The 25,472-nt window shown below is 43.4% G+C and carries 18 protein-coding genes; 12 read left to right on the top strand and 6 right to left on the bottom strand.

The features are described from left to right. Positions 1-665: 665 nt before the first annotated feature. A complete protein-coding gene (locus KIH87_RS18550) occupies positions 666-3,797 on the bottom strand; it encodes an efflux RND transporter permease subunit (protein ID WP_232359337.1) in 3,132 nt (1,043 codons plus the stop codon). A gap of 3 nt (positions 3,798-3,800) precedes the next feature. Next, a complete protein-coding gene (locus KIH87_RS18545; protein ID WP_232359336.1) occupies positions 3,801-4,970 on the bottom strand; it encodes an efflux RND transporter periplasmic adaptor subunit in 1,170 nt (389 codons plus the stop codon). A gap of 109 nt (positions 4,971-5,079) precedes the next feature. Between KIH87_RS18545 and KIH87_RS18540 the strand changes: the two genes are divergently transcribed. After that, positions 5,080-5,676 (top strand): TetR/AcrR family transcriptional regulator, encoded by a 597-nt coding sequence (locus tag KIH87_RS18540; protein WP_232359335.1) that lies wholly within the window; start codon positions 5,080-5,082, stop codon positions 5,674-5,676. Positions 5,677-5,727: 51 nt separating this feature from the next. Here the strand turns inward: KIH87_RS18540 and KIH87_RS18535 are convergent, their stop codons facing one another. Continuing rightward, positions 5,728-6,234 carry a helix-turn-helix transcriptional regulator gene (locus tag KIH87_RS18535; RefSeq protein ID WP_232359334.1) on the bottom strand — a complete coding sequence of 169 codons (507 nt, stop codon included), beginning with the start codon at positions 6,232-6,234 and terminating at the stop codon, positions 5,728-5,730. 323 nt (positions 6,235-6,557) lie between these two features. Between KIH87_RS18535 and KIH87_RS18530 the strand changes: the two genes are divergently transcribed. From KIH87_RS18530 to KIH87_RS18495, 8 genes are all read left to right on the top strand, one after another. Next, positions 6,558-7,568, top strand: coding sequence for an efflux RND transporter periplasmic adaptor subunit (locus KIH87_RS18530; protein ID WP_232359333.1), 1,011 nt, complete (start codon positions 6,558-6,560; stop codon positions 7,566-7,568). Continuing rightward, a complete protein-coding gene (locus KIH87_RS18525; protein ID WP_232359332.1) occupies positions 7,569-10,676 on the top strand; it encodes an efflux RND transporter permease subunit in 3,108 nt (1,035 codons plus the stop codon). Between the two features lie 8 nt (positions 10,677-10,684). After that, positions 10,685-10,990, top strand: a complete 306-nt coding sequence (locus KIH87_RS18520; protein ID WP_232359331.1) for a DUF3240 family protein — start codon at positions 10,685-10,687, stop codon at positions 10,988-10,990. A gap of 231 nt (positions 10,991-11,221) precedes the next feature. Continuing rightward, a complete protein-coding gene (locus KIH87_RS18515) occupies positions 11,222-12,304 on the top strand; it encodes an alpha/beta hydrolase family protein (protein ID WP_232359330.1) in 1,083 nt (360 codons plus the stop codon). Positions 12,305-12,516: 212 nt separating this feature from the next. Continuing rightward, the gene (locus tag KIH87_RS18510; protein WP_232359329.1) at positions 12,517-15,078 is read left to right on the top strand and encodes an efflux RND transporter permease subunit; all 2,562 of its coding nucleotides are present in this window, start codon (positions 12,517-12,519) and stop codon (positions 15,076-15,078) included. A gap of 37 nt (positions 15,079-15,115) precedes the next feature. Next, positions 15,116-15,901, top strand: coding sequence for an outer membrane lipoprotein-sorting protein (locus KIH87_RS18505; RefSeq protein ID WP_232359328.1), 786 nt, complete (start codon positions 15,116-15,118; stop codon positions 15,899-15,901). A gap of 31 nt (positions 15,902-15,932) precedes the next feature. Further along, entirely contained in the window at positions 15,933-17,450 is a 1,518-nt protein-coding gene (locus tag KIH87_RS18500; protein WP_232359327.1) for a hypothetical protein, read from the top strand. A 21-nt stretch (positions 17,451-17,471) separates the two neighbouring features. Then, positions 17,472-17,690, top strand: coding sequence for a YgaP family membrane protein (locus tag KIH87_RS18495; RefSeq protein ID WP_232359326.1), 219 nt, complete (start codon positions 17,472-17,474; stop codon positions 17,688-17,690). Between the two features lie 689 nt (positions 17,691-18,379). Here KIH87_RS18495 and KIH87_RS18490 read toward each other — a convergent pair. Beyond that, entirely contained in the window at positions 18,380-19,678 is a 1,299-nt protein-coding gene (locus tag KIH87_RS18490) for a sigma-54 interaction domain-containing protein (protein WP_232359325.1), read from the bottom strand. 271 nt (positions 19,679-19,949) lie between these two features. On the opposite strand from KIH87_RS18490, the gene KIH87_RS18485 reads away from it, so the two are divergent. After that, positions 19,950-21,227: an NAD(P)/FAD-dependent oxidoreductase gene (locus KIH87_RS18485; protein WP_232359324.1), complete on the top strand. Its 1,278-nt coding sequence runs from the start codon at positions 19,950-19,952 to the stop codon at positions 21,225-21,227. Between the two features lie 25 nt (positions 21,228-21,252). Continuing rightward, positions 21,253-21,870 (top strand): Tll0287-like domain-containing protein, encoded by a 618-nt coding sequence (locus KIH87_RS18480; protein WP_232359323.1) that lies wholly within the window; start codon positions 21,253-21,255, stop codon positions 21,868-21,870. A gap of 112 nt (positions 21,871-21,982) precedes the next feature. On the opposite strand, the gene KIH87_RS18475 is transcribed toward KIH87_RS18480, so the two are convergent. Both KIH87_RS18475 and KIH87_RS18470 read right to left on the bottom strand, forming a co-directional pair. Next, complete coding sequence (locus KIH87_RS18475) at positions 21,983-23,917, bottom strand: Ig-like domain-containing protein (RefSeq protein WP_232359322.1); 1,935 nt, start codon at positions 23,915-23,917, stop codon at positions 21,983-21,985. A 127-nt stretch (positions 23,918-24,044) separates the two neighbouring features. After that, a complete protein-coding gene (locus KIH87_RS18470) occupies positions 24,045-24,779 on the bottom strand; it encodes a hypothetical protein (protein WP_232359321.1) in 735 nt (244 codons plus the stop codon). 184 nt (positions 24,780-24,963) lie between these two features. On the opposite strand from KIH87_RS18470, the gene KIH87_RS18465 reads away from it, so the two are divergent. Continuing rightward, positions 24,964-25,365: a hypothetical protein gene (locus KIH87_RS18465; protein WP_232359320.1), complete on the top strand. Its 402-nt coding sequence runs from the start codon at positions 24,964-24,966 to the stop codon at positions 25,363-25,365. Positions 25,366-25,472 lie beyond the last annotated feature (107 nt).

The following is a 25,472-nucleotide window of genomic DNA, read 5'->3' as shown; positions in this document are numbered from 1 at the left end:
TAGATAAGTGTTACTACATTCTGCTTTTGAGGATGCCCCTGAAATGAGTTGCGAACAATAGGGTGACTATAGACGCTGCAAGGATATTGATTATAGCTCGTCGTGGATTGTGCAAGACTCTGTTTATTGCGGAGCGTATTTCGCACATAAGTAAAGATTTGCCGGTGAAATTCGAATATTCCTATAAATAATCGTGGAATCACGAAAATGAGAAACTGTACTGAAGTTTAGTTTTCAACTGAAAATTCTATCTTTTCTGATATGTATGCACGTTTTGTGGTTGGATTTTAATCATTTAAAAGATTTTAATATATGACCATTATTTATTAATTTAAATAAAGCCATAAAAAACAATATCTTATTTTTATTTCTGCGCAATGTCGCCTGAGTGATAAAACCTGTCGTCCATTTATTAACACATATGCATAAATATCCCTACAATTTACTTCTATCGCAAGGGTTTATGTGTCGAAGCGTATTACGCTGAATTACTAGTACGCTTGTTTTTAGGACGAAAAACAGTTCATCAAAATTAATGCTCAAACATATGAGCAAAGAAACAATAGTGTTGAAGGAAAAGTATAGGGATATACATTGGACGAAGCTTATATTACAAATGTCATAAGTATTGCGGCACCTACCTCGGTAAGTGCCGCAATTTTCGTTTAAGAGCTTTCAAACTCCTCAGTTAACAGCTGTGAATTATCAATATTGTTCGATTCTTTTCGCTTATAGCGTCCCAACCCTAACAGTACAGGGATCAATATTAGTGTAATGGGCGTTGCCAATAGCTCACCAAACACTAATGATACCGCTGCAGGTTTTAAGTATTGTGCTTGCTCAGAGGTTTCAGTGAGTAACGGTAGCAGGCCACAAACCGTTGTTACTGTTGTCAGGAAGATTGCCCGCATACGACTTTTTCCTGCTTCGATAAGTGCGTCTTTGACTTCCATTCCTGAGCGGTAAAGTTGATTAAAACGCGTCATTAGCACTAAAGAGTCGTTGATGACAACGCCTGTCATTGCCATCATACCAAACATCGATAATAAGCTTACTGATAGTCCCATTACACCGTGACCATAAATAGCGCCAGCGAATCCGAAGGGAATAACCGACATAATAATCAATGGCTGCCAATATGATTTAAGAGGTATCGCCAACAAAACGTATATCAGCAGAATCGTCATCAGCATGGCTTTTTGAAAGCCTGCTTGTACTTCCAGTATTTCTGCAAATTCTCCTACTGCCTCGATTTGGACTTGAGGGTACTTCTCCTTAAGTTCTGGTAATAATTGGCTTTTTACTTGCTCCCATACTTCTTCCGGTGAAGCTACTGAGCGGTTTTGTTTCCAGTAAATGCTGACAACTTCATTTCTATTTCGACGATAAAGCACTTCTGGTTGTCGGCTGTATGTGAGGTCGCTAATTTCGCCCAAACTCACGTAGCTATCTTTACCGAGATATACAGGCGTTGATTTTAGTTGTTCGATTGAGCGCTTTTCCTGTTCAGGCAAGCGGACTTTAACGGAGACTTCTTGACCTTTATCCAATAGCCGATGTACTTCGATTTCCCCGAAAGCTCCGCCAACCAAAATGGCGAGTTGACGTTGATCTATGCCCAACTGAACGCCTCTTTCATTGAGCTTAACTTGCAATTGTCTTTTCCCGTCCTGAGAGTCATCGAATACATCATTCACGCCGGGCAAGGAGCGCAGGTCTTCTTTTAACTGTTGTGCCACAAAGCGAGCTAAATCACGGCTCTCTGCAGACACTGTAATTGCTGTGCCACCCGCTGGTTCTTCTGCCAATGTGAAGTTTTCGGCATAACTGCCTTCTATCTGCCCTGTATTTTCGCGCCACACTTGCAGGAATCGATCACCGGGAATGTCTGACAGAGCGGTTTTAGTCAATTCAGCAGTCAGTTCTATGACTTTGCCATTTTCCATGGAAATTAAATAACGCTGAACCGGCTCGCTATCTAATCCATACTCTTGCTGCAATTGTTTGCTGGTTTTGACGATAGCGGCCTCTAACCTGGGGATATGGCTTTGTGTTAACGATAAGGCTGCATCTTGAGCCATGGTGACTTTTAAAGTGGCATATCGTCCGGGAATTTCAGGAAAAAAAACGGAGCGAATGTGTCCTTTCATCAAGGCGCCGTAAGCTAAAAGCATAATAACCACAAACAAGGTTAGCGCGCTGCCTTTGTTGTGTAATGCGAGTTTTAGAACTGGCTGGTATACACGGAGTGAAAACCAATCTAGTCCTGCCATACATAACTTACGGGCAGTATGCAGAATTTGTGTGTACCAAGGCTTGGTTTTTTGCTCAGAATGCATGGGTAAGCAAAGGTGTGAAGGCAGTATAAACTTGCTCTCTATTAATGAGAACGTTAGCGCAAAAATAACGACAGCGGAAAATCCAGCCAGCACTTTAGCCAATTCATTCTCAATCCATAGCATGGGTGAGAACGCTGCGATGGTCGTGAGAGCGCCGAACATGGTCGCTATGGCTACGGAATTAACACCATGCCATGCGGCCTCTTTTGGATTCCGGTATTTTTGTCGCGCCTGGTGGATACTTTCACCGACTACTATTGCATCATCTACTAATATACCCAACACCAGGATCATGCCAAATAAGGTGATGTCATTAATACTGTAGTCAAGAGCGGGTAAACCCATTAGCCAAACAGTGCCCGCGAGTGATACCGGAATACCCAATGCAACCCACAGAGCCAGTTTTACTTCTAAAAATAATCCTAAAAGCAGGATAACTATCAGCAAACCTTGCCAACCATTTGTGCCTAACAATGATAATTGTTCTTCAATGTAAGGAGCCATGTCTGCCATTACTGTTGCATGGATCCCGACAGGTAGAGTAGGTTGAAGTTCCTGTAATGTGTTATCAATGGCTTCACTGACTCGAAGCAGGTTGTCTTTCTGACTGGTGGAAACCATTAAGGCAATTGCCTGTTTACCTTCAAAGCGAACAATACTGTCGGTTTGTTCAAAACTGCGTTTGATCGTGGCAATGTCTTTGAGCGTTACGTTTGACTCTGGGGTGACGATAATGGGTAAGTTTTGCAGCTTTAATAGATTGTCGGAATAGCTGTCGCCTCGCAAGGTGATGTTGCCTCGGGCGGTTTTAAGTTCACCACTTCGATAGTTAAACGACCATTGATCTATTCGCGTTGCTAAATCTTCAATGTGCAGGTTATAGCGCTGCATTAGAGCCTGGTTTGGTTCAATCACTAATTCAGCTTTACGCTTACCCAGGTTGGTAACTTTAGAAATTTCCGGGTGCTTTTTCAGGGCGTTTTGTACGCGACTTGACACTTTCTGCAACAGATGCGGATCATCACCTCCATAAACCAATACAAATGCGGCCAAATTACCAAACTCATCTCGGTAAATCTGAGGGCGTTCTGCTTGTGCTGGAAAGCCGACGATAGCTTCTATTTCATTACGAATGTCTTCCATTAAGCGATCGAGCTTTACGCCCGTTTTCTTCTTTACTGTTACCTCGGCATAACCTATGGAAGATTGGCTCATTATGCTTTTAATTCCTGGCACCCCACTAATAGCATCTTCGATACGTTGAGTTATGCCTTCATCAACCTGTTTGGGAGTACCCCCCGGATAGACTACAGAAATGATGAGCTGTGAAGCCGGAATTTGAGGAAAGCTCTCAATTCGCAGGTTTTTAAAGCTTAAATAACCTGCTACTAATATGAACGCCATCAGTAAGTTTGCTGCGACTGGGTTATCCAGAAACCATCTTGTTAATGCTTTCATTGTTTAGTTTTCCAGTACGTTTTCTTGAAAGGCGTTTTCGGAATTATCTTGCGTAGCAATGGCTCGCTGGCCTTGCAACATGGTGCTGAGAGGAAAAAGAATCAGATTTCTTGGCTCTGATGGTGAGTTCAGGTAGCGGTACTTCACGATGTCAGGTAGTTCTTGCACAATTTCTACTTCTTCAAGCAATAACTGCCCATGCGACAACGACCATACCTTGCCATCCTCAGTTAATACAGAGGCCGGAGCTTCAACCACATTATGCAATTCAGTACCATTGAACAACACTGTCACCTGCTGATTTGGTAACAAAGGCAAATTGGTGTTTTCTGTTTCGTAGGGATTGGCTACTTTAAGCACTATGCTGCGTTGACGGGTTACAGAATCCATCGTTGGATTGGTGTAACGCAAACTTGCTGACCACTGTGAGCCGTCAGGAGCCATAACAATAGCTGTGTTTGTTTTATGTGAACTGAAATCAGACAGTGTTCTAATTCGTTGCCAATCTTTCGCAGACAGCTCCACCTTGACATTAAGTTCTGTGCTAGAGGCCAGTAAAAATAAGCGTTCGCCTGCGTTTACCCATTGCCCGGGAGTAATGGTTCTATCTATGATCACCGCATCGAAAGGTGCCTTTATTTTAGTATCTTGCCATTGCTGCCAGGTCAGCTTTTCTGCTGCCAATGCCGCGGCCAATTCTGCTTCTGCAGCAGTAATATGAGGTTCAAACTTTCCAAAAGCAGATAATTTATTGCCATTATCCATTTTACTGACGACATACTGCTCATGTTTTAAACGTTCTACTTCTAACTTTGCCTGCTCAATTTTTGCCTGCGCGGCTCTATGTTCGGCCACATAAGCCGTATCTTGAATTGATAATAACAAGGCATCCTTATTTAGTATGTCACCGGGTTCAGTGTGTTCCGGTAGCTCACTAACTCGCCCACTGACTGCGGCAATAATTTCTAACGGCCAGTGAGCTGAAGTAAGACCGATGGCTTCGATAGAGATATGGGACGTTTGTGGAGTTACCGTTTGTACTGTGACGGTATAAACGGGCTTATCATGCTCAGTAGAGTGTTTATTTTCAGGTTCATCCAATGTTATCCATAAGACAGTGAGTAACAGAGAAACAGCAACGAGCAGCCTCCATAAATTGTTCCGTAGATTCATACCCAACCTCAAATAGCAGTTAACTTTTTGTATTTTATGAAACAGGTGTGTATCATAATTTCTTGAAAGATACGATACAACTGTGTTTCATAAGTTTGGTGGCGGAAAAATGTTTAAAATTGTCAAAAACCTCGATGCAAGGGCGAAACGTTCTCGTGACGCTTTGCTTAAAGCTGGGTTACAACTACTGAATAGCAATAAGGAAGCTTCACTGAGTGATATTGCCAATCATGCGGGGGTGGGGCGTGCCACGCTGTACCGACAATTTGAGACACGAGAGCAATTGATTAAAGGCATTGCGATTCATTGCTTTAACGCAATTGATACTGCTTGCTTGCCCATCAATAGGAAAGCCAAGTCAGGTATCGACGCTATCAGACTTACGTTTGAGTACGTAATTCCGCTAACTCAGGAGCTACAATTTTTAATGAAACTGGACACCCTCACCGAGGACGATCCAGAGGTGCTCGCCATATACAGGAAGCAAAAACAGGAAACCGTTGAGTTGGTGGAATACTGTAAAAAGGAAGGCAGCATAAGTAATGATTTTCCAACTGTCTGGGTGACGAATTTGATCGAAGGGTTATTTTTTAGCGCCGCATTAACGATGGAGGAATCCATGGGAGATGGACATAAAGTGTTTACTGCCAAAGAACTTGCTGAACTGTCGTTTAAGAGTTTTTGTAGAGGCGTGGGGGGCGATTAACTCGAATCAAGCATGAGGCGGCCATTTGTCAGTTGATGACGTTTAGCGTATCTAAACCGGTTCTGTTGGAGTCAAAAAATCCTCAAAAAACCAGGCTGCTAGCTCATGGCGTCCTTCTAACCCTGCTTTGGCGTAAATAGCGGACGCTTGTTGGCGCACGGTTTTCTCTTTGGTGTTTCGTAGCGTTGCTATTTCCTGAAAACTCAAACCTTTAAGCAGTAAGGTTGCTACGTCTTTTTCGCTCTGACTGAGTTGCCATGCTTCCAGTTGATTCTGGATAGCTTCGGAATATTGATGGCGAGCCTGTTTAAACTGCTCGGTCATGTTTTGCAGTTTACTTTCAGTGTCGCGCAGATCTTGAGACAACGTACTCAAGCGTTTGGTTCTGTGACGCATTTCAATAATCAGATACACAGCCAAAACCCCAGAGACCAGTACGATAAAACCTTCTTCAAAAATATGCCAAAGCGGCACTTGCAAGCGAGTGTCGGTGATTACGTCCAATAGATTCAACACCATGATAATGAGCAAGCTAATGGCGAGGATTTTGTCTTTCAAGGGAATTCTCCAGGGTAATTTTTGAATCAATTTCAAGCGTAAACACATTACTAAGGATGGATAATTAAGCCAATAAAATCATATATTTAAACGCTTTAGGACACATGCCCGATGATCAATTTAGTCGATTCATAGATGCTTGCGGCAAGTATAACTGCAAGCGTTTTTTATTGCAGTTATAGATGTTCAACTCACTTGTTACAGGATTTTATTGAACCGTGAATGTGCCCAACTTTTTTTCAAATTTATCGTCTCCGGTGTTCTCTGGTAGCAGAGTTTCCGGGGTTAAGGTCGTTCTATTGAATTTCCTTGCTTTGATGTTTATGGGCAACTCCGCATATGCGAATGAATCCATTGCCATTAAAGATCTTGGAAGTCTGGAACTGGAATTTACACAAGTTAAAACTGCTGATGTCTATAACGGGCAACCGCTTTCGGCTGAAGTAACCTTTTCAATGTCGCAGCAATTTTTGATTACTGCTCCTTTCCAGCCACAACGTGTGGATATGTTGTTTCCGCATGGAACACCTGTGAAGCAAGGGCAGATTATTGCTACCTTATCAGGCAGTGAAGTACACCATTTTCAGGAACAGTTGGCATCTCAAGAGTTTGTGTATGGCGTTTCTTTGAAGCGTTACAACGAAGGCAAAAACCTGTTTGAGAAGGGGGCGATTAGCATTCATGTATGGTCTGAGATTGCGGAACAGTACCATGCTATACGTATCGAACTGGGTCATTTGCAGCATTTCTCTGAGCTCTTAAATATAGACAGTGCTCATATGGACACTGCCAAGTTGATGGCACCTGCTGACGGGATTTTGTTTTATCCGGAAATGTTGAACCTTGATACGATGGATCCTGTTTTGGGTGCAATTATTCCGGCAGACAAAATTCGTTTGGCTGTTGCAGCTCCGGTTCAACTAGCTGGACAGATAGAATCAGTAAGTACACGTTTATGTGCCAATATGCCGATTAAAATCGAGAATATGGAGGGAACTGCAGAGAACTTCCATGTCAGTTTGTGGTCGGAACCTTTACCTGAATCCTGTTCATTAAAGCTTGGGCAAACATTACGTGTTGTTCCTCAGCTTGAGCAAGCCTCGATGTTAGTGCCTCAGTCTAGTGTTTTTAATTGGCAAAATAGCTCTCATGTTTTAGTCAAACAAGGCAACCAAGTGCAAGCAGTTCCCGTTAATGTGTTGGCTTCCAATAGAACGGTGAACCAGGTTGCTCAGTATTATCTAGAGCTCAATTCTGCACTGACAAATAATGAAGTGTTAAGCCGTTCTGTGAGTGCCGTTCAGGGAATGATGGCTGGTATGGGAGGCGAATAAATGTTGGATCAGATAGTCCGCTTCTCACTGGTACAACGTGTCTTCATTATGGTGGTGTTCGCCATTTTGGTCTCGTTAGGGGCCTTAGCCTGGAAGAAAATCCCGATTGATGCGTTCCCTGATATTTCACCGACTCAGGTGAAGATTATTGTTAAAGCGTCGGGTATGACTGCTGAGGAAATCGAAGCGCAGATCACTCGCCCTATCGAAACGGAATTGTTGGGTATTCCCAAGCAAACCATTTTGCGTTCCACAACCAAATACGCCATTACTTCCATTACTCTTGATTTTGCAGAAGGTACCGATATTTATTGGGCGCGCCAGCAAGTCAACGAACGCTTGAATGGATTGTGGGCTAGCTTGCCTGATATTGCTGAAGGTGGAGTTGCACCAATGAGTACGCCGCTTAGTGAAATGTTCATGTTCAGCATCGAAAACCCTAACTTGTCATTAATGGAACGCAAGCACCTGCTGGATTGGCAAATTCGTCCGCAGCTTAGAACTGTCGCGGGCGTCGCTGATGTAAACATTTTGGGTGGCTTTACCAAAACAGTTCAATTCACGCCTGATACTGTGGCGATTGAATCGGCGGGTTTAACGCTGCAAGACATTGCTGACCAGGTTCAAATGGCTAATACCAATGGCAGTGTGGGGCGAATGGATATTGGTACGGATTCCATGATTATTCGTACCGAAGGGCGAATTCAGGAAGCCCATGAGTTAGGCGATATCGTCATTACCAATCTTGAAGGGTTTCCTATTCAGTTGAAGCATTTAGGGGAAATCAGCATTGGTAGTCTGGCGCGATATGGGGCGGTAACCAAAGACGGTGAAGAAACAACCGAAGCTTTGGTTGTAGCGCTGAAAGATTCCAATACTGCCGATGTTGTTCGCGGTGTTCGTGCCAAGTTAGAACAATTGCAAAGCACTCTTCCTCCCGGCACAAAACTGAATGTGTTTTATGACCGTAAAAACCTGATTGATACAGCAGTGAACACTATTACCAGTGCGTTATTTGAAGCCATTGTATTGGTTATTGTGTTGCTTGCTTTGTTCTTGGGGCATGTGAATGCATCATTGGTGGTGTCTACCTCTATTCCTATTGCGGTCATTATCACTTTTTTGATGATGAATCAGTGGGGGTTATCGGCCAATTTGATGAGTTTGGGGGGGCTGGTAATTGCCATCGGTATGTTGGTTGATTCGTCAGTTGTAGTTGTTGAAAACATTGTGACTCAACTCAACAAAAATGTGCCTTTGCCTAGAATGCACCTGATTTTCAGAGCCTGTAAATCTATTGCCAAGCCAGTGGTTGCGGGTACTGTGATTGTTATTGTTGTGTTTATTCCTTTGCTAACCTTAACCGGGCTGGAAGGAAAGCTGTTCTCACCGGTAGCGTTGACCATTGTGTTTGCAATGACCGCTGCGTTAATAACGTCTTTAACTATTATTCCCGTTTTTTCATCTTTGTTGATTCGCTCTGGTGGTATAAGCACACCTAAGTATCTACAGCGGTTACAGCAGCTTTATTCCAACTCTCTGGATAAGGTTTTGCATCGCCCAACGGCTTTTATTGTGGTGGTAATGTCTTTGTTGGTGCTCAGCCTTGGGTTGTTCACTCAGCTTGGCAAAACCTTTATGCCCGTGTTGGATGAAGGTGACATCATTGTGCAGTTGGAAAAGTCGCCCACCATTTCTCTTAATGAATCCATTCAACTGGATCAACAAATTGAGAAAGCCTTGATAGCTGAAGTGCCTGAAATTAAGCAAATTGTGGCTCGAACGGGATCTGATGAATTAGGCCTGGATCCTATGGGATTAAACGAGACCGATGTGTTCATGGAACTGAATCCCAGAGATCAATGGCGTTTTGAAACCAAAGCTGAGTTGGAGCAAGCCATTCGTGAAGTGGTGCAGCGTTATCCCGGTATCAACTTTGGTTTTACTCAGCCTATTCAAATGCGCGTGTCTGAAATGCTGACCGGAAGCACTGGAACCGTCACCGTAAAAGTGTTTGGGGAAGATATTCCGACACTGGCAAAACTGGCGGAAGAAATCTCGCATACGGTAAAAAGCACCACTGGCAGTATCGACGTTCAAATGACCTTGATTGAAGGTGGCGATTATCTGAACGTGGTACTGCATCCTGAAATAGCTAGCCGTTATGGCATGACAACTTCTGAGCTTTCGAATTACCTGCGCGTGCAGATTACGGGCGCAAAAATCAGTGAGTTGATTCAGGGTAAAGTGAAAACTCCGATCATGTTCTCAAGCCAGTACCAAGGCATACCTACATTGGCCTCTATTGAGGAAATTCGCAATCTCAGCGTTTTGATGCCCGAGTCAGATGTGGTGAATAGCGAGCATAGTGGTCGTTCTGTATTGCTGAGTGATATTGCCGATATCAAATTGGCGGAAGGGCCAGCGATTATCGAGCGTGAAAATGCGCAACGTTTCGCCGTTATTGCTACCAATGTGCAAGGGCGTGATTTGGTGGGGTTTGTGGAAGAGTTGCAGGCTAATGTGTCTCAGCAAGTAACGCTTCCGGCTAACTACAGCGTTGAATATGGTGGTGAATTTGAAAACCAGATCCGTGCGACTAACAACCTGCTAATGGTGATCCCTGCGGTACTGCTTCTGATAGTCATTATTCTGTTTGGTACTTTCCGTTCCTTAACCAAAGCGGGGTTGATTCTCGCGAATGTTCCTTTTGCCTTAATGGGCGGAATTTTTGGTTTGTATCTCACAGGTGAATACGTCAGCGTTCCAGCATCCATCGGGTTTATCGCCTTGCTTGGCGTTGCGGTTTTGAATGGTGTGGTGATGTTGTCTCACTTTGAAGAAGCCAAGGCGAAAGCGATTCCTTTGACTACGCTGGTGATTACCGGAGCTAAAGATCGTCTTCGTCCTATTTTGATGACGGCTAGCACAGCCATGTTCGGCTTGATGCCTTTGGTGATGGCAACAGGCCCTGGTGCTGAAATCCAAAAGCCGCTAGCGATTGTGGTGATTGGCGGGTTGTTCTCATCAACATTAGTCACCTTGTACTTTTTGCCTATTCTCTACTTCAAACTGGAGAATAAAGCGGCTCATAAGCTAACGCTTTAGGAGTGGAAATGATGAACCAATCTCAGATGTTAAGCGTTGTGGTTGATGAAGCCAGCCGTGATGGTGTCATTGATTTGCTGATGACCATGGATGATATTTCAGGCTTTACACTTTCGACCGTAAACGGCTTTAGCCGCGAGCATTCACAATACGATATCGCGGAACAGGTTGCGGGTTATCGTCAATTGTTCCGCATTGATATTCTGCATGAAGCCGAGCAATACCAAGCGTTACTCGCTGGAATGAGGGATTTGAAAGCTGCCAGCAGCATTCGCTATTGGGTAACGCCGGTAATTGAAACAGGAAAGTTATGATTGCGAGATACATGCATGGAAGACTTTTGTTTTTGTGATGCTTTTTCGTCCCCGCCGCAAGGAAGCGGCTTATCTTTCAACATTAATCTTTCTTTATAACTTTAAGCGTCAGTCTGGTTAAAAATATTCACTAAATTTCTGGTCAAACCAGTTCCAAAAAATACCCTCTGTGTTATTGTAAACGCTTTCATTCGTGTGGCAATTTTATTTCAATTAACCCGGGATAATGCAATGTTTAATACAATACATCGAGTTTCACGGGCATCATTAATAGCTGTAGGTGCTTTAATTTCATTGTCTTTTACTGCGAAAGCAGAAATTACGTTTCCTTCGTCGACCTTTGAAAACCTGGATTATGGTTTGTATTGGTTCGATTATACGAAGGCTGAAAAGGCTATTCCTGGTCAAGCTAATCCTTATTATGATCCGAATAAAAATACGGTTTTATACATCCATGGTTGGCAGAATGGTTCTGTGGATGCGAACCGGCGAGAAACCTTGGATCGCAGGAATTCAGGTGGCCCAGCAATGGATTTATCACAGTTTTGGTTGGATCGTGGTTATAACGTGGGCATTTTATATTGGAATCAGTTTGCTGATGAGTCAGAAGTGAAGGATGCAGAGTCAAAAATTTATTCCGCAACAGCACGTCAGGGGATGCGATGGAAAAGCTCCGTCAGTGGCTACCAGGCTGGGCCGAATCAATCGGTAACGCAGCTATTAACCCAATCTGTTCTGGACAATATGCAGGGGTATAACGGCAGCGAATTACGTATAGCAGGGCATTCATTGGGAAATCAGTTGGCTCTTAATATTGCTTATGAATTGCGCTTTAACGCTAACGCGAATTTGCGTGCTGACAGAGTGGTGTTACTCGACCCATTTTCTTCGAATTGGGGTAAGGACTATTTGGGTGGTAAATGGACTGGTGAAGTGTCCAGAGAATATGCTTTTGAATTAAAAGCTTTGGGTGTGGCAATTGAATCTTACCGTTCCTCTCCAACTTCTGGTACGCCATTTGTAGGTGATGCGAATATGGCGATGATGAATGAGCTGGCCTTCTCAGAGCTGAAACCTTGGAATTTCGACTTTTGGCAATTGGCAGAAAAGCATGGGGCTGCAGTTACCTGGTATTTTTGGTCGAAGAATTTTTCTACTTTGGACATTGCTAATGAAGCCCTGGATGCCCCTTCTGCTGCTTCGAGTACCAGTCAGATAAGAGTTCTTATGGATAAGAATTGGAGCTCGAATCAAGATCTCGGTGCTTATACTGAATCCCCTGCAGATGATACTTTTACCAAGAAATCTCGCTAAAACTTTTTGAAAAGAGAAAGGTGGGTTAGTTCCATGTTGGCTCTAACTCACCCCAATACCTGAAAAACAAAACTCTTTGTTTTTAAATTTATTACCTTAGCTACTTTTACCCCTTCTTTATCATCCAAAATTTTCCTTTCCAGCTTGGATATGGCCTAACTTTTGCTACTTTTAAGTAATAAACTGATCAGCTTAAATTTTATTGGACAATAATGACTCATATCGCTAAATCACTAGTGCATTTTTGTACCACCAAACCCAAGACAATCTATTGGGTTCTGTTGTTGTTAACGTTCGGAATCGGTAGTCAGATTCCTCGTATTCAGATCGACACAGATCCAGAAAACATGCTGTCTGCAGACCATCCTTCCCGGGTGTTCCATAATCAGACAAAACGCAATTTCAATATGTACGATTCCATTGTTGTTGGAGCCGTAAACACGCAAAGCGCAAAAGGGGTGGGTGTTTACAACCAACAATCCCTGACCGCAATGCATGACTTGGTTGTGTCAATTTTGTCAATCGACGGCGTTGTGTCCGCAGATTTAATGGCGGTTTCAACCGTTGATAACATTTCTCAGGAAGGGGAAGGAACCATTCGCTTTGAATGGATGATGAAAGACGCTCCAACTTCTGAAGAAGAAGCCTTGGCGGTTCAGAAGAAGATTGAGCGCTTGCCTTTGTTGTACAACACATTGGTTTCTCAAAACGGTAAGGCGGCAGCCATTTACGTTCCTATCGTAGATAAAAATGAAAGCTATCGTATCGCCGAAGAAATCCGCGGTCATATCAAAGAACTGGACTCAGTCGACAACTGGTACATCACAGGTTTGCCGGTGGCAGAAGACCAGTTTGGTTTTGAAATGTTTGTGCAAATGGGTATTTCAGCGCCTTTGGCGGGCTTAACCATTTTCATCCTGTTGTTCCTGTTTTTCCGCAATATTCCATTGATTACCGCGCCTATGATTGTCGCAATGGCGACGGTTATTGTGACTATGGGCTTGTTAATTGGTATGGGCTTTACCGTGCATATCATGTCTTCCATGATCGCTATCTTCCTCATGCCGATTGCGGTGGTGGATTCGGTACACATACTCTCGGAGTTTTCTGATCGTTATAAGCCAGGTGAAAACCTGCGTGATGTGGTTGAAGAAGTCATTGGTCACTTGTTCACACCTATGTTGTACACCTCAATCACGTCCTGTATTGGTTTCTTCTCCTTGATGCTGACTCCTATTCCGCCAGTACAGATTTTCGGTGCTTTCGTTGGCTTTGGTATCTTGTTCGCGTTTTTGGTGACTATCACCTTTATTCCTGCTTATTTGTCGCGTATGAGCGATGAGTCTTTAGAAAAGCTACAAGCGGCATTGCACGACAACGAAGATGGTTCTCGTGTTGCACAGTTTGCCAAGTTCCTGGGTCGTATTGCGAATAGCCATCAAGGCGCTTTGCTAAGCGTTTTCGCTATTATTTTCGGCATTTCGGTTTGGGGTATTACTCAAATTCAGATTAACGATAACCCGGTACGCTGGTTTAAAGCAGATCACGAAATTCGCGTTGCCGACAGAGTATTGAATGAAAACTTTGCAGGAACCTATGATGCCTACCTTGTCATTTCTGACAACAATAATGTCAAAACTGGCATGGGTTTATTGACATCTGAACAAAATATGCCCTCTGGATTAGCTGATTGGTATACAGAAACAGAAGCCAGGTTGTCTGCATTGCCAGAACAAGAGCAATTACAGCAGTTGATTATTGCGATTGATGATCAGTTGTTTGCGGCTGATTCTGACGATCAAATCGCTTGGTTGGAAACTTTGTTGAAACAAGCTGAACAGGCGACTAACAACTCGAAAACGTTCCAAAGCCCAGAGCTATTGGCTTACATGAGCAAATTACAGGACTATCTGAAAGATTCCGGTTTGGTCGGTAAATCCAACTCATTAGCTGACGTGGTGAAAGTGGTGAACCGCGAATTGCGCTCAGGCGAAGACAAAGATTATCAATTGCCTAATTCCAGCAATGCGGTTGCGCAAACCTTGTTGCAGTACCAGTCGTCACATAGACCTAATGACTTGTGGCACTTTGTTACGCCAGACTACCGTTCAACTCTGATTTGGTTGCAGCTGACCAGCGGTGACAATCAGGATATGACCAAAGTTGTCTCCTTGGTTGATGAATACGTTAAAGCTAATCCTCTGCCTCAAGGTTTGGATGTGGGCTGGGCTGGTAAGGCATATCTGAACGTGGTGTGGCAGGAAAACATGGTTGCCGGTATGTTGAATAGCTTGCTGAGCGCCTTCGTTACTGTATTCATTATGATGGTATTCCTGTTCCGTTCCGTGGTGTTTGGCTTTCTGGCCATGTTGCCGCTGACCATTACCATTGCCTTCATTTATGGCCTAATCGGTATTGTGGGCAAAGACTACGACATGCCAATTGCAGTGCTTTCAGCATTAACCTTAGGCTTATCGGTAGACTTTGCGATTCACTTTCTGGAGCGTACCCGTTCTGTGTTTAATCAAACCGGTAGCATTAAAGAAACCTTTACTATCATGTTCGATGAACCGGCATCGGCCATTACCCGTAATGCATTGGTTATTGCGTTGGGCTTCACTCCGTTGTTGTTCGCACCTCTTGTGCCGTACATCACGGTAGGCTTTTTCCTGGCAAGTATCATGGCCATTTCAGCTTTGGTTACGTTATTAGTATTACCATCAGTAATGACCAAAGCAAAAGGCTTGGTGTTTGGTGTGAAGTCTGACTCGTAGTCCGAGACACTGCTATTTAAAGAAATTGGAGTCTGGAATGAAAAAATTAATTTTATCCATTGCTGCAGGGTTGGCGTTTGCTCAAGCTGCCAATGCTGAAGTGAATGTACAAGACATTATTACCAAGGCTGAAAAAGCGGCTTACTATGCTGGTAACGACGGCAGTGCGGAAGCACGTATGATGATTGTCGACGCCCAAGGCCGCAAACAACTACGCCAGTTTACTATTTTGCGTAAAGACGTTGAGGATAATGGCGATCAGCGCATGATCGTATTTTTCTCTCGCCCTACTGATGTTAAAGACACCGTTTTCCGTGTGGAAAAGCACACTGATGCTAGCCAGGACGATGATCGCTGGTTGTATCTTCCAGCTTTGGATCTGGTAAAACGTATTTCAGCGGGTGACAAGCGCACTTCTTTTGTTGGTTCGCACTTCTTTTATGAAGATGTGTCTGGTCGTGCTGTGACTGAAGACAATTTCACACTCGAATCTGAGGACGATCAGTTCTACGTGTTGAAGGGCGTGCCTAAAAATCCTTCCAGCGTTGAGTTCACTCATTATGTTGCTTCTATCGATAAATCCACCTTTTTACCGATGCAGATCAACTTCTATAAGAATGACAAGAACTACCGCAAGGTAGAAACAGTCCAAGTAGAAGAGATCGGCGGTTTCCCAACCGTTCTGCGCTCCAAGGTGTCAGATCTGGAAACTGGTGGTTATACCTTGATGGAGTTTCGCAATATCAAGTACGACATTGATTTGCCAGACAGCGTTTTTTCAGAGCGTAGTTTGAGAACTCCACCAAAAGAGTGGCTTAAATAGCCTTCACGATTAGAGGAGCATTTACGCTTACATGCTGAATACGATGAAAATGCCATTCAAGAGTTCGCTTATTGCGAGCTCACTTTTACTTGCTGCATCTGCGGCGGTAATCCCTGGTTCTGTCCTTGCTCAAGAAAATCAAAAGCAGGAAAGTCAAAAACAGGAAAAGGACGAGTGGGCAGATTTTGACAGTTGGGGTGATAAAGCGCCTGCAAAGAAAACCGAAACTCAGAGCGATGAGTGGGGGGGCTTTGATAGTGGAGATTTTGGTAGTGGAGACTGGGGTGATTCCGCTCAGTCTGATGGTGGTACTGGCACAGGTGATGATTGGGATTCATTTGAGGACTCGAAGAGCACTCGTAATCCGATTACCGGTTTTGTTGAAGCCGCTTATGGTCGTCGTTTGTCATTGGATCCTGCTATCGACAGGCCACAAACACTGTCAGATTTACGTTTTCAGTTTCAGTGGGATTATGACCTTGAAGCGTCCACCATTAAGACTCGCGCCGACCTGTACTACGATGGTGTGAAGAACAATACCGAAATTCAAATTCGTGAATTGGCTTGGCATGGTTCCCTAGCGGGATTAGGGGATTGGGGATCACATTTTGATGCCAAAGTAGGGCAACAAGTGCTGACCTGGGGAACCGGTGATTACCTGTTCTTGAACGACTTGTTTCCCAAAGATTGGCAGTCGTTTTTCTCCGGGCGTGATGATGAATACCTGAAAGCGCCGTCGTTTTCGGCCAAGCTGTCGGGTTATTTTGACTTGTTCAATTTCGACTTCGTCGTAACGCCGCGTTTTACGCCAGATAATTACATTAACGGACAATATTATTCATTTTTCAGTCCTCAAGCGGGGCAGAACATTGCGCCTGAATTTGATGTCCCAACGGCAAACCGCCCAACCAATGCCGAATATGCAGTGCGTTTATATAAGTCCTTTGATTCAACAGAAGTGGCTCTATATGGCTACAGTGGTTACAGCCCTCTACCAGAATCGGCTGATGTATTCGGCAGACCTAAATTCAGTGACATGAACGTATATGGATTCAGTGTGGTGAGCCCGTTAGGTGACGGTATCGCCAAGTTCGAGTATGCGCGTCAAAACGCATTGGAAGATCCCAATGGTGATAATCCACTTGAGCAGAATTCCATGTCTAAGGTTTTGGTTGGGTACGAACAAGAGTTATATCCCAACTTAACCGGTTCATTGCAGTGGTATATGGAACGTACCCACGACCATGACGCATTGGTTCGTACTTCGCCCTGGCCTGAATATGAGCAGGAAAAAGTACGCAATGTGCTAACAACACAAGTGATTTATCGAGCTCTGCGTCAAACGTTGACGCTGAACTTATTTAGTTTCTATTCTCCGACTGAAAAAGACGGGTATACGAAGTTTCGGGCGAGTTATAGCCCGGTTGATGATTGGAGCCTGTCATCAGGTTTCAATTGGTTTTACGGAAAAGACAAACATACGTTCTTCAACCAGTTTGAAGACACAAGCAATGTCTACTTTTCCTTTAGATATTTTTATAGTTTCTGATGAGATAAGAGGTTGATTACAATGTCAGCAGAAAGAGCCCTTACCGCTTTTGCAGGCTTTATGGTTTTACTGTCAGTCGCCCTGACCTATTTTGTACACCCGGGATTTATGTGGTTCACCGTATTCATTGGTGCCAACTTGTTCCAGCAAAGTTTCACCGGCTTTTGCCCAGCGACCATTGTGCTGCGCAAAGTGTTTGGTTTTAAAACCGAGAAAGAACTGGCTTTGAGCGGGAAGTAAAGTCAGGTTTTAAGTTTGTTTTTGAGAAAGGGAGTAATGTTTAGTTGCTCCCTTTTTTGATCCTGAGACTGTGAATAATTTTCAGATTACGTTGTTAATCCTTCCTTAAAACTGTCTCTTAGTCACCTCTTCTTATTTCAGATAGATTTTATTCATCAATGATAATTAACTCCAACTCGGGATAAGACGTGGTGATAAAAATAGCCATCTCAAAACACTTCCTTATCTCGAGCATGGGTTAATTATGCTTTGTCATTTCTTTGGGTTTCTTGTATGACACGTCCTTCGGACGCGCCAGTTACTTTTCCCAAATTAATAAATAGTCAGCTGAACAAGAAAAGTAACCAAAAGAAATCAGCCCCAACGGTTAACCTATTCCTGTGCTTCTCGAATATTAAAAGCCGGTCTCACGGTGCATCCATGCACCGGGCAGCCCTAATTCATCATCCCTGATGAATTGCTTTTAATATTCTTGCGTTTTGCTAATTTAGTCAGGGGGTTAACCGAGGGGGAACAGGCCATTCTTCAAACGTCATACCACGTCAAAGAGAATAAGGTGACATATAACCTTTTGTATAAAACGTAAAACGATTAAAAGACCATTCATTCGACTTGTGACGAAGAGACAGCCTTTAAAGAGGGGGAATAAACTATTCCCAATTTTCAAGGAGATATTGGTTGAGAGCAAATCACCGCAATTTCAAACCATATCGCTGCAATTTACGATATAAAGTTCGGGTACTGACTCCCAGAATCCTGGCTAATTCGTCCGGAGTTCCTTTAAATTCATCACAGACATTTTTCAGATAATTCTCTTCGGCTTTCTCGAGCGTGACGATGTTGTCTTGTTCTGCTTCCGGAGTAAGTTGCTTTGACATGACTTGTGGCGGTAAATCGTTTTTATGAATCTGGTTGTCATTCGCAAGCAGTGCGGCTTGTTCGACAATGCTTTTCAGCTCGCGAATATTGCCGGGAAACGGGTAATGGCAAAGCATTTCCAGCGCGGCAGGTGAAAAGGTTTTGTGCTGGTGTTCTGAGTGATTCAGGAAGTGATATGCCAGCTCGGGAATATCTTCTTTGCGCTCACAAAGAGAAGGCAAGTGAATGGGAAAGCCTGCAATGCGGTAATACAAATCCTGACGAAACTCGCCTTTTTCCACTAATTCCAGCAAGTTTTTGTGGGTTGCGCAGACCAAGCGAAAATCAGATTTTTTCTGGGTTAACCCACCGACAGCTCTAAAACTCTGCGTTTCCAACAAACGGAGCAGTTTCACTTGCATATTCAGTGGCACATCGCCGATTTCATCAAAGAACACCGTGCCACCATTCGCCACTTCAATTAAGCCTTTTTTACTGGCATTAGCACCCGTAAATGCGCCTTTTTCGTAGCCAAACAGTTCAGATTCAAACAGGTTCTCGCTTAATCCAGTACATTCAATGACGACGAAAGGTTTGTCTTTACGTCTACTTGAGCTATGTAGGGCTTGAGCGACGAGTTCTTTACCTGTGCCAGTATCACCCTGTAAAAGAACGGAAATTTCTGATTGTGCCGCCCTATTAATCTGGTTGAGCATGTTTTTAAAGCTGGGGGAAACGCCAATCATCTTATTGGTTTGGGACTCGGCTGCGGCGTAGTTAATTTTGTCCAGAATTTCTAAAAAGCCGATAGTGATACCCGTGTCATCCATTACTGGCTTCATCAGGATATCGCAATAGGTTTTCCCTGTGGCTGTGGTATGGATATGCACTACGCTGGTGTTTCGCTGGGTCTTGCTGCATTGTTGTAGAGGGCAGTCTTCGCCATGTTTGTCGCAGGGTTCATCGTTTTTATGTGAGATTTCGAAACATTTGCTGGTGCCTATCAATACTTTGGAATCATAGGTATCAATATATGCCTGGTTAACGGCCTGGATCACATAATCTGGCGTGATAAATATGGCGGGTTTGTCTATGGCATTGATCATCGACTGAACGACAGATGCATTCATTCTGGGGCTCCATTAGCACCATTTTCGTTCTTGTTTTGGGTGCTTTTGTCATTTTTGGCAAAATTTCAAAAATTATATGACATTAATGTCATTAAAAACAGCTTTAATATTTACTCATCCTTCCACTGATTATAAAAAATTTATTTAATATTTCTTTTATTTCAATGAATTAAATTAAATTTCTATTTTGGCACGGTTGTTGGTTAACAAATCGTTCACATTTCGAACTACGCTTAGTAAAGCGTGGAATCATAAATCAGCGAGAACGTATATGGCCAAGATCGTCGTTTTAGGAGCAGGCACTGGCGGCATGCCGGCAGCATATGAAATTAAGGAAGCGTTAGGAAAAGATCATGAGGTACTTGTTGTTAACGAACGCCCTGAATTTCGTTTTGTTCCTTCGAACCCTTGGGTTGCCGTTGGCTGGCGGAATTCTGAAGCCGTCACCATGCCTATCGAAAAATACCTGAATAAGAAGAAAATCAATTTTAAGTGTGCCCGGGTAGACAAAATTGATGCTGAAAATAACTTTTTGCTGACCAGTGACAATGAGCAAATTGACTATGATTATTTGATCATTGCGACTGGCCCAAAACTGGCTTTCTCCAACATTCCTGGCGCAGGCCCGGAAGGTTTTACGCAATCGGTATGTACGTTGGATCATGCTGAAAAATGTTATGACGATTTTGAAAAGCTGGTAGCGAACCCAGGCCCCGTTATTGTTGGTTCATTCCAAGGGGCTAGCTGTTTTGGGCCCGCTTATGAATATGCCTTTATTCTTGATAAAGCACTGAGAGACGAAAAGATCAGGCACAAGGTGCCCATGTATTTTGTCACCAGTGAGCCTTATATTGGTCACTTGGGATTAGGTGGTGTGGGCGATTCGAAATCCATGTTGGAATCGGAGTTACGTCATCGCAATATCAAGTGGATTTGCAACGCCAATGTTGATGAAGTGAAAGAGGGCAAAATGCTCATTTCTGAACTGGATCGAAAAGGAGAGGTTGCGTTCTCACATGAATTGGACTTTAACCATTCCATGTTAATTCCTCCTTTTGCTGGTGTTGATGCGGTTGCGAATGTTGAAGGACTGTGTAACCCGAAAGGGTTTGTGATTACTGATGAATATCAGCGTTCACCCAAGTATCCGAATATCTTTTCTGGTGGTGTCTGCGTGGCTATTCCGCCTGTTGAAGCGACACCGGTTCCCACAGGAACGCCGAAAACGGGTTATATGATAGAAACCATGATGACGGCAATTGCCCATAATCTGAAATCCATTGTGGTGCATAATGAGGTTCCCAAAACAAAAGGAACCTGGCATGCCATTTGTTTGGCTGACATGGGAGACACCGGGGCTGCATTTGTTGCAATGCCACAAATTCCGCCACGTAACGTAACCTGGTTTAAGAAAGGCAAGTGGGTGCATTTGGCTAAAATTGCCTTTGAAAAGTATTTTATGCGTAAAATGCGTACTGGGGTGAGTGAGCCCGTGTATGAAAAATATGTGCTCAAGGCGTTGGGTATCGAGCGGCTTGAAGACGAATAACACTCAATTAAAGGTGGTTATGAGAGTGATTAAAACTGTAGTTGCTGCGCCTGCGATTGTGGCATTAGGTGCAGCTGTTACCTTACTCAGTCATCAATTGATGGCTGAGACAGAGGTAAATGCTCAAGATGCTTATCTTGATAGTGAGAAAAGTGTTTTGGAGCAGGCGGCCAAACAGCGTATTGGCAGCTTTGCCAAAGAGCTGGGGGGAACATTAAAAACAGCATTGGCTGACGGTGGCTTTCCTCATGGTGTATCCATGTGTAAGGAAAAAGCACCCGGCATTGCCGCTGCTTTGTCTACGGATGGCTGGCACGTTGGACGTACCAGTTTAAAAATCCGTAATAGCAGTAATGCACCAGACTCATGGGAGAAAGCTGTATTAGAAGGATTTGAACAGCAAAAAGCGGATGGTGCGGCTTTCTCTTCATTAGTTCATAGTGAAATTGTTGAGCAGGATGGAAAACGTACCTATCGCTATATGCAGGCTATTCGCGCGGGTGAGTTTTGCCTGTCTTGTCATGGCGCGAGTGTAGATCCTTCGTTGGTCGAAAAAATTAAATCCGAATACCCCAGTGATCAGGCTACAGGATTTGCTGCCGGTGATATTCGTGGGGCATTCACAATTACCAAATCCTTGTAACGAAAGGCTAATGACTGCTGCTACTTCTCGAAGATGACAGCATGTCCAGTTGTTACAGCCTTTTATAGACCTTTAGCAGACCTTCGGGTCTGCCTTTTTCTTTTTTAGTCTATCAAGGCACTTTATACCAGCGCTGCACCGATGGGTAAGCGCTTGGTTCATTATCAAATACCAGTAAAGCTGTTCTTAAAGAGCGCATATCGTTGTTTTGTTGCAGCATTTGATAGTGGCGAACTCCGAAAGCATTGCGTACTGACTCATTGTAGTTGGACAGTTGCTCCTGAAAGCATTCGTCATAATAGACTGAATACGAGCTGCATTTTCCAAGGCCATAAACCATATTGATGGAGTTGTTGCTGTTATATTTCCAGCGATCTTGCCAATCCGGTACTAATTCACTGTAGTGCAAATCGGCGCGTCCGGATTCATTCAGAATAAAGGCGTTTTGTTCCAGATTGCTGGTGGAGTGAAAATGTACGTTTTGATATTCACCTACCCAATCAGATTCTGTCATTTGCATGGATATATCAAACTCCACTTCAAACCAGGGGTAAGCCCATGTTTGCCCATCAATGTCGTAACCTGCCAGATAAGTGACTCCGTTAGCGTCACTGAGTAATTGGTAATTGTGCGTTTCACCCTCTTGCGTTTGCAATGTCAGTGCTCCTTGTTCAAGGCTCCAACTGACACTTTGAGTTGCAACATCTGCATTGCTCTCACTCAAGTGAAATTGCAGGTTCGCTTCGGATTCACTGACTATTTCCAGCGTGTTAGCGCCAAATACCTGCATGTTAATGCCTGAAATGGATGCCGTTGCTTGAGCGATAAAGCGAGAGGCTATGTTCTGCCCAGTCGCTAACGTCATTTCTGTCACAGGCGTAAGCGGTTTATAGACAAAGGTGGTCGTAATGGGGGTATTGAGGAATGCATCCAGACCATCAAAATCGACATGGTTGATGTTGGCATCTTCTTCGGAAAGAGCAGGGATTAACGTGACTTGGGCTAATACTAATTGTTCACTGGCATACAGCGCTTGTAATTCAGTGGGATACAAGTCAAACCGTAGTCCGAGGAACGCACCCGCACTATTGTTATACCAGCTGGAAATGAAATTATCGTAAGCAGGTACTTGCACTTCAGGTTCGTCAAAATAAATCGATTGAGTATCATCAGTTTCCAGTTTTCCCTGAACTGAGATGGGTAGGGTCTGCCCTTTGACTAAGGCTGTGCCGTTCAAGGTGAGGGTGTGTTGTTCGAGATTGATTTGCGAAACGACGCTGTCGGAGGTGGCGAGCGCCATGTAATACCCGGCATTTAATGTTACCGATTGGACTGATGATGCATTGATGGCCTGAGCTTGATCGCCCTGTTGTAGTAGCCAGCGTTGTTGAACGCCAGTTAATGTGCTGTTTTGCCCCTCTTTTTGAGCAACGACTCGCATTTGCCAGCTTTGAGTTGCTTCGCATTGTGAGCAGTCCAGAAGGTAGGTATTGAATGTCAGTTGGTAGTCATTGTCTTGCTGCCAGCTCATTCTAAATAGCTGCTCTTGAGCATCGGAATACAGTCCGTTCCCGGCGCTAAACAAGTGGAATGTTTGTCCGTCTTGCAATGCCCAGCTACCGAGAACAATGTCTTCATTCAGTGCAATGTCTTGATAAGCTGTGGTGTTGTCTTGCACTGAAATGTGTAATTGGTATGAATTGGAGAGCTGACCATCACTCAGGGTAAATGTAACGTCATAGTCTCCAATATCGAAAAAATCAGGCGTTGCTGTAAATAGCAGTTGATTGTTCGTGAGCTGCCATTCTAACCACTCGGGTTTATCTGCAACGGAAACAGTTAATGCATCACCCTGCGCATCGACAGTGGTTATCTTAAATTCACTGGATGTTGCTGCCGAAGCGGTGAAGGATAGCGAACCTGTTGCAATCGGTGCGGAATTCGAACGAGTGGTGGCACTAAAGTTATATTCGCCACCCAGATCGCAAGAAACAATGCCTTGCAAGCTTAGTGTGATTAATACATATCGGAATAATTTAGTCTTCATACTTTGTTGCATGTGGAAGTGAAAATAACGGAGTTTATTCAATTATGGCTTATGTATTGAGAACCGGAAAATATAGAACAACGTTTTGTTTGTCTGTTCCAATTTGTTATTGAAATTTTGATCATGTTTAAGCTGCAAACCTAGATTGTTTTATCAAACGCCAGGATTCTATGAACATTATCCATAGAATGCATGCGGTTAGTGCTTGCGATAAGTAGGTGTAATTATTATAGAGATAAAGAATATTGTGCATTCCGAATACATGTCTAAGCATGTATTCGGATAATTTTAGGGATTCTAGAAATATAAATAAATACATGACCACCAGTATTTTTCTATCAATGCTTTTGGGCATGATAGAAACGTCATGTCCAATAAATTTGTTCCACAGAAATACTCTATTTCTTATTAAATAAATACTCACAAGCGTTTCGAAAATCATGACAAGTGGCCAATACATGGTAGGAATGACATAGCCAATATCTATCCAGTGCAGAATGGCAGCTTCTATTATCAACACAAAAAGAACCACGAGTTTTGATAGTATTTGCTGTCGATTCAATGAGCAAATCAGAACAATGCAGAGTAAATAAAATTGGTGATACCAAAGTTCCTGGTACCAGAATGTATTAGATTCGATTGCCCAAATTACCTCTTCAAAAATCCTTTCATATAGAATAATACTGGCAATACTAAAAATGTTTTTGTCTAGTTTGAAACTGAGGAGTGCAGTGGCAATTAATACGAATACAATGGCCCTATCAAAAACCATAGGATTACCGTAAGAAAGAATAAGAATTGCAGCAGTAATAGCTAAAGTGACATAGGTTGATAACTTCTTGAATCCGTACTCCAACAACATATTTAAACTTCCTGTGATGGATAGAGGGTTTCCAGGATCTTACTGTTACAGCTTGTCATTGATCAAGCATTTACGGATTTACGTTTAACCTCGACAGAAAAAGGGTATGCGTTTGAGCGCGAACCTGCTTATACTTGGCAGCAGATGGTTCACCATATTGATTGAAAAAGAGAAAATTCATTTCATGCAACGCATCAATACAACATTAATCATGGTTGTGATATTGGCTTTTTTTAGCCAATCGGTTGCGGCGTTGCGTATGAATTGTGTTCATGTTGAACATGGTGAGCAGCATTCTCAGTCTTTTCAAGCTGGGAACTCAAATGCTGACAATATGCATTCCATGCATGGCATGATGGATCGCGGCTCTGATAAAAGTGATCATTCTAAGATGAATTGCTGTGATGATGGAACTGATGACTGTTCGTGTCTTGACGCAGGTTGTGCAAGCTTCTTGCATTTTGTGAACTCGAAATCTCCCACGGTTTTAGCCGTGAACAGTAATCCCAAGCTGGATTTTTATCTTGAGCAGTATTCGCTGCCACCGCCTCATTCCCGATTACGTCCCCCGATAACAACTATCTAATCTGTTCTTCTTTTATGGAGTGAAAGTTTTTAGCAGGAGTGTTGTGCCTGTTGATTTCTTTAACTCGTTTCATTTATATGAATTTTCTATTGGCAGTTAATAGTCAT

It is taken from the genome of Paraneptunicella aestuarii (assembly GCF_019900845.1).
Lineage (GTDB): Bacteria > Pseudomonadota > Gammaproteobacteria > Enterobacterales > Alteromonadaceae > Paraneptunicella > Paraneptunicella aestuarii.
The sequence above is the reverse complement of the archived record's forward strand: the minus strand, read 5'-3'. Positions and strand labels throughout refer to the sequence as shown.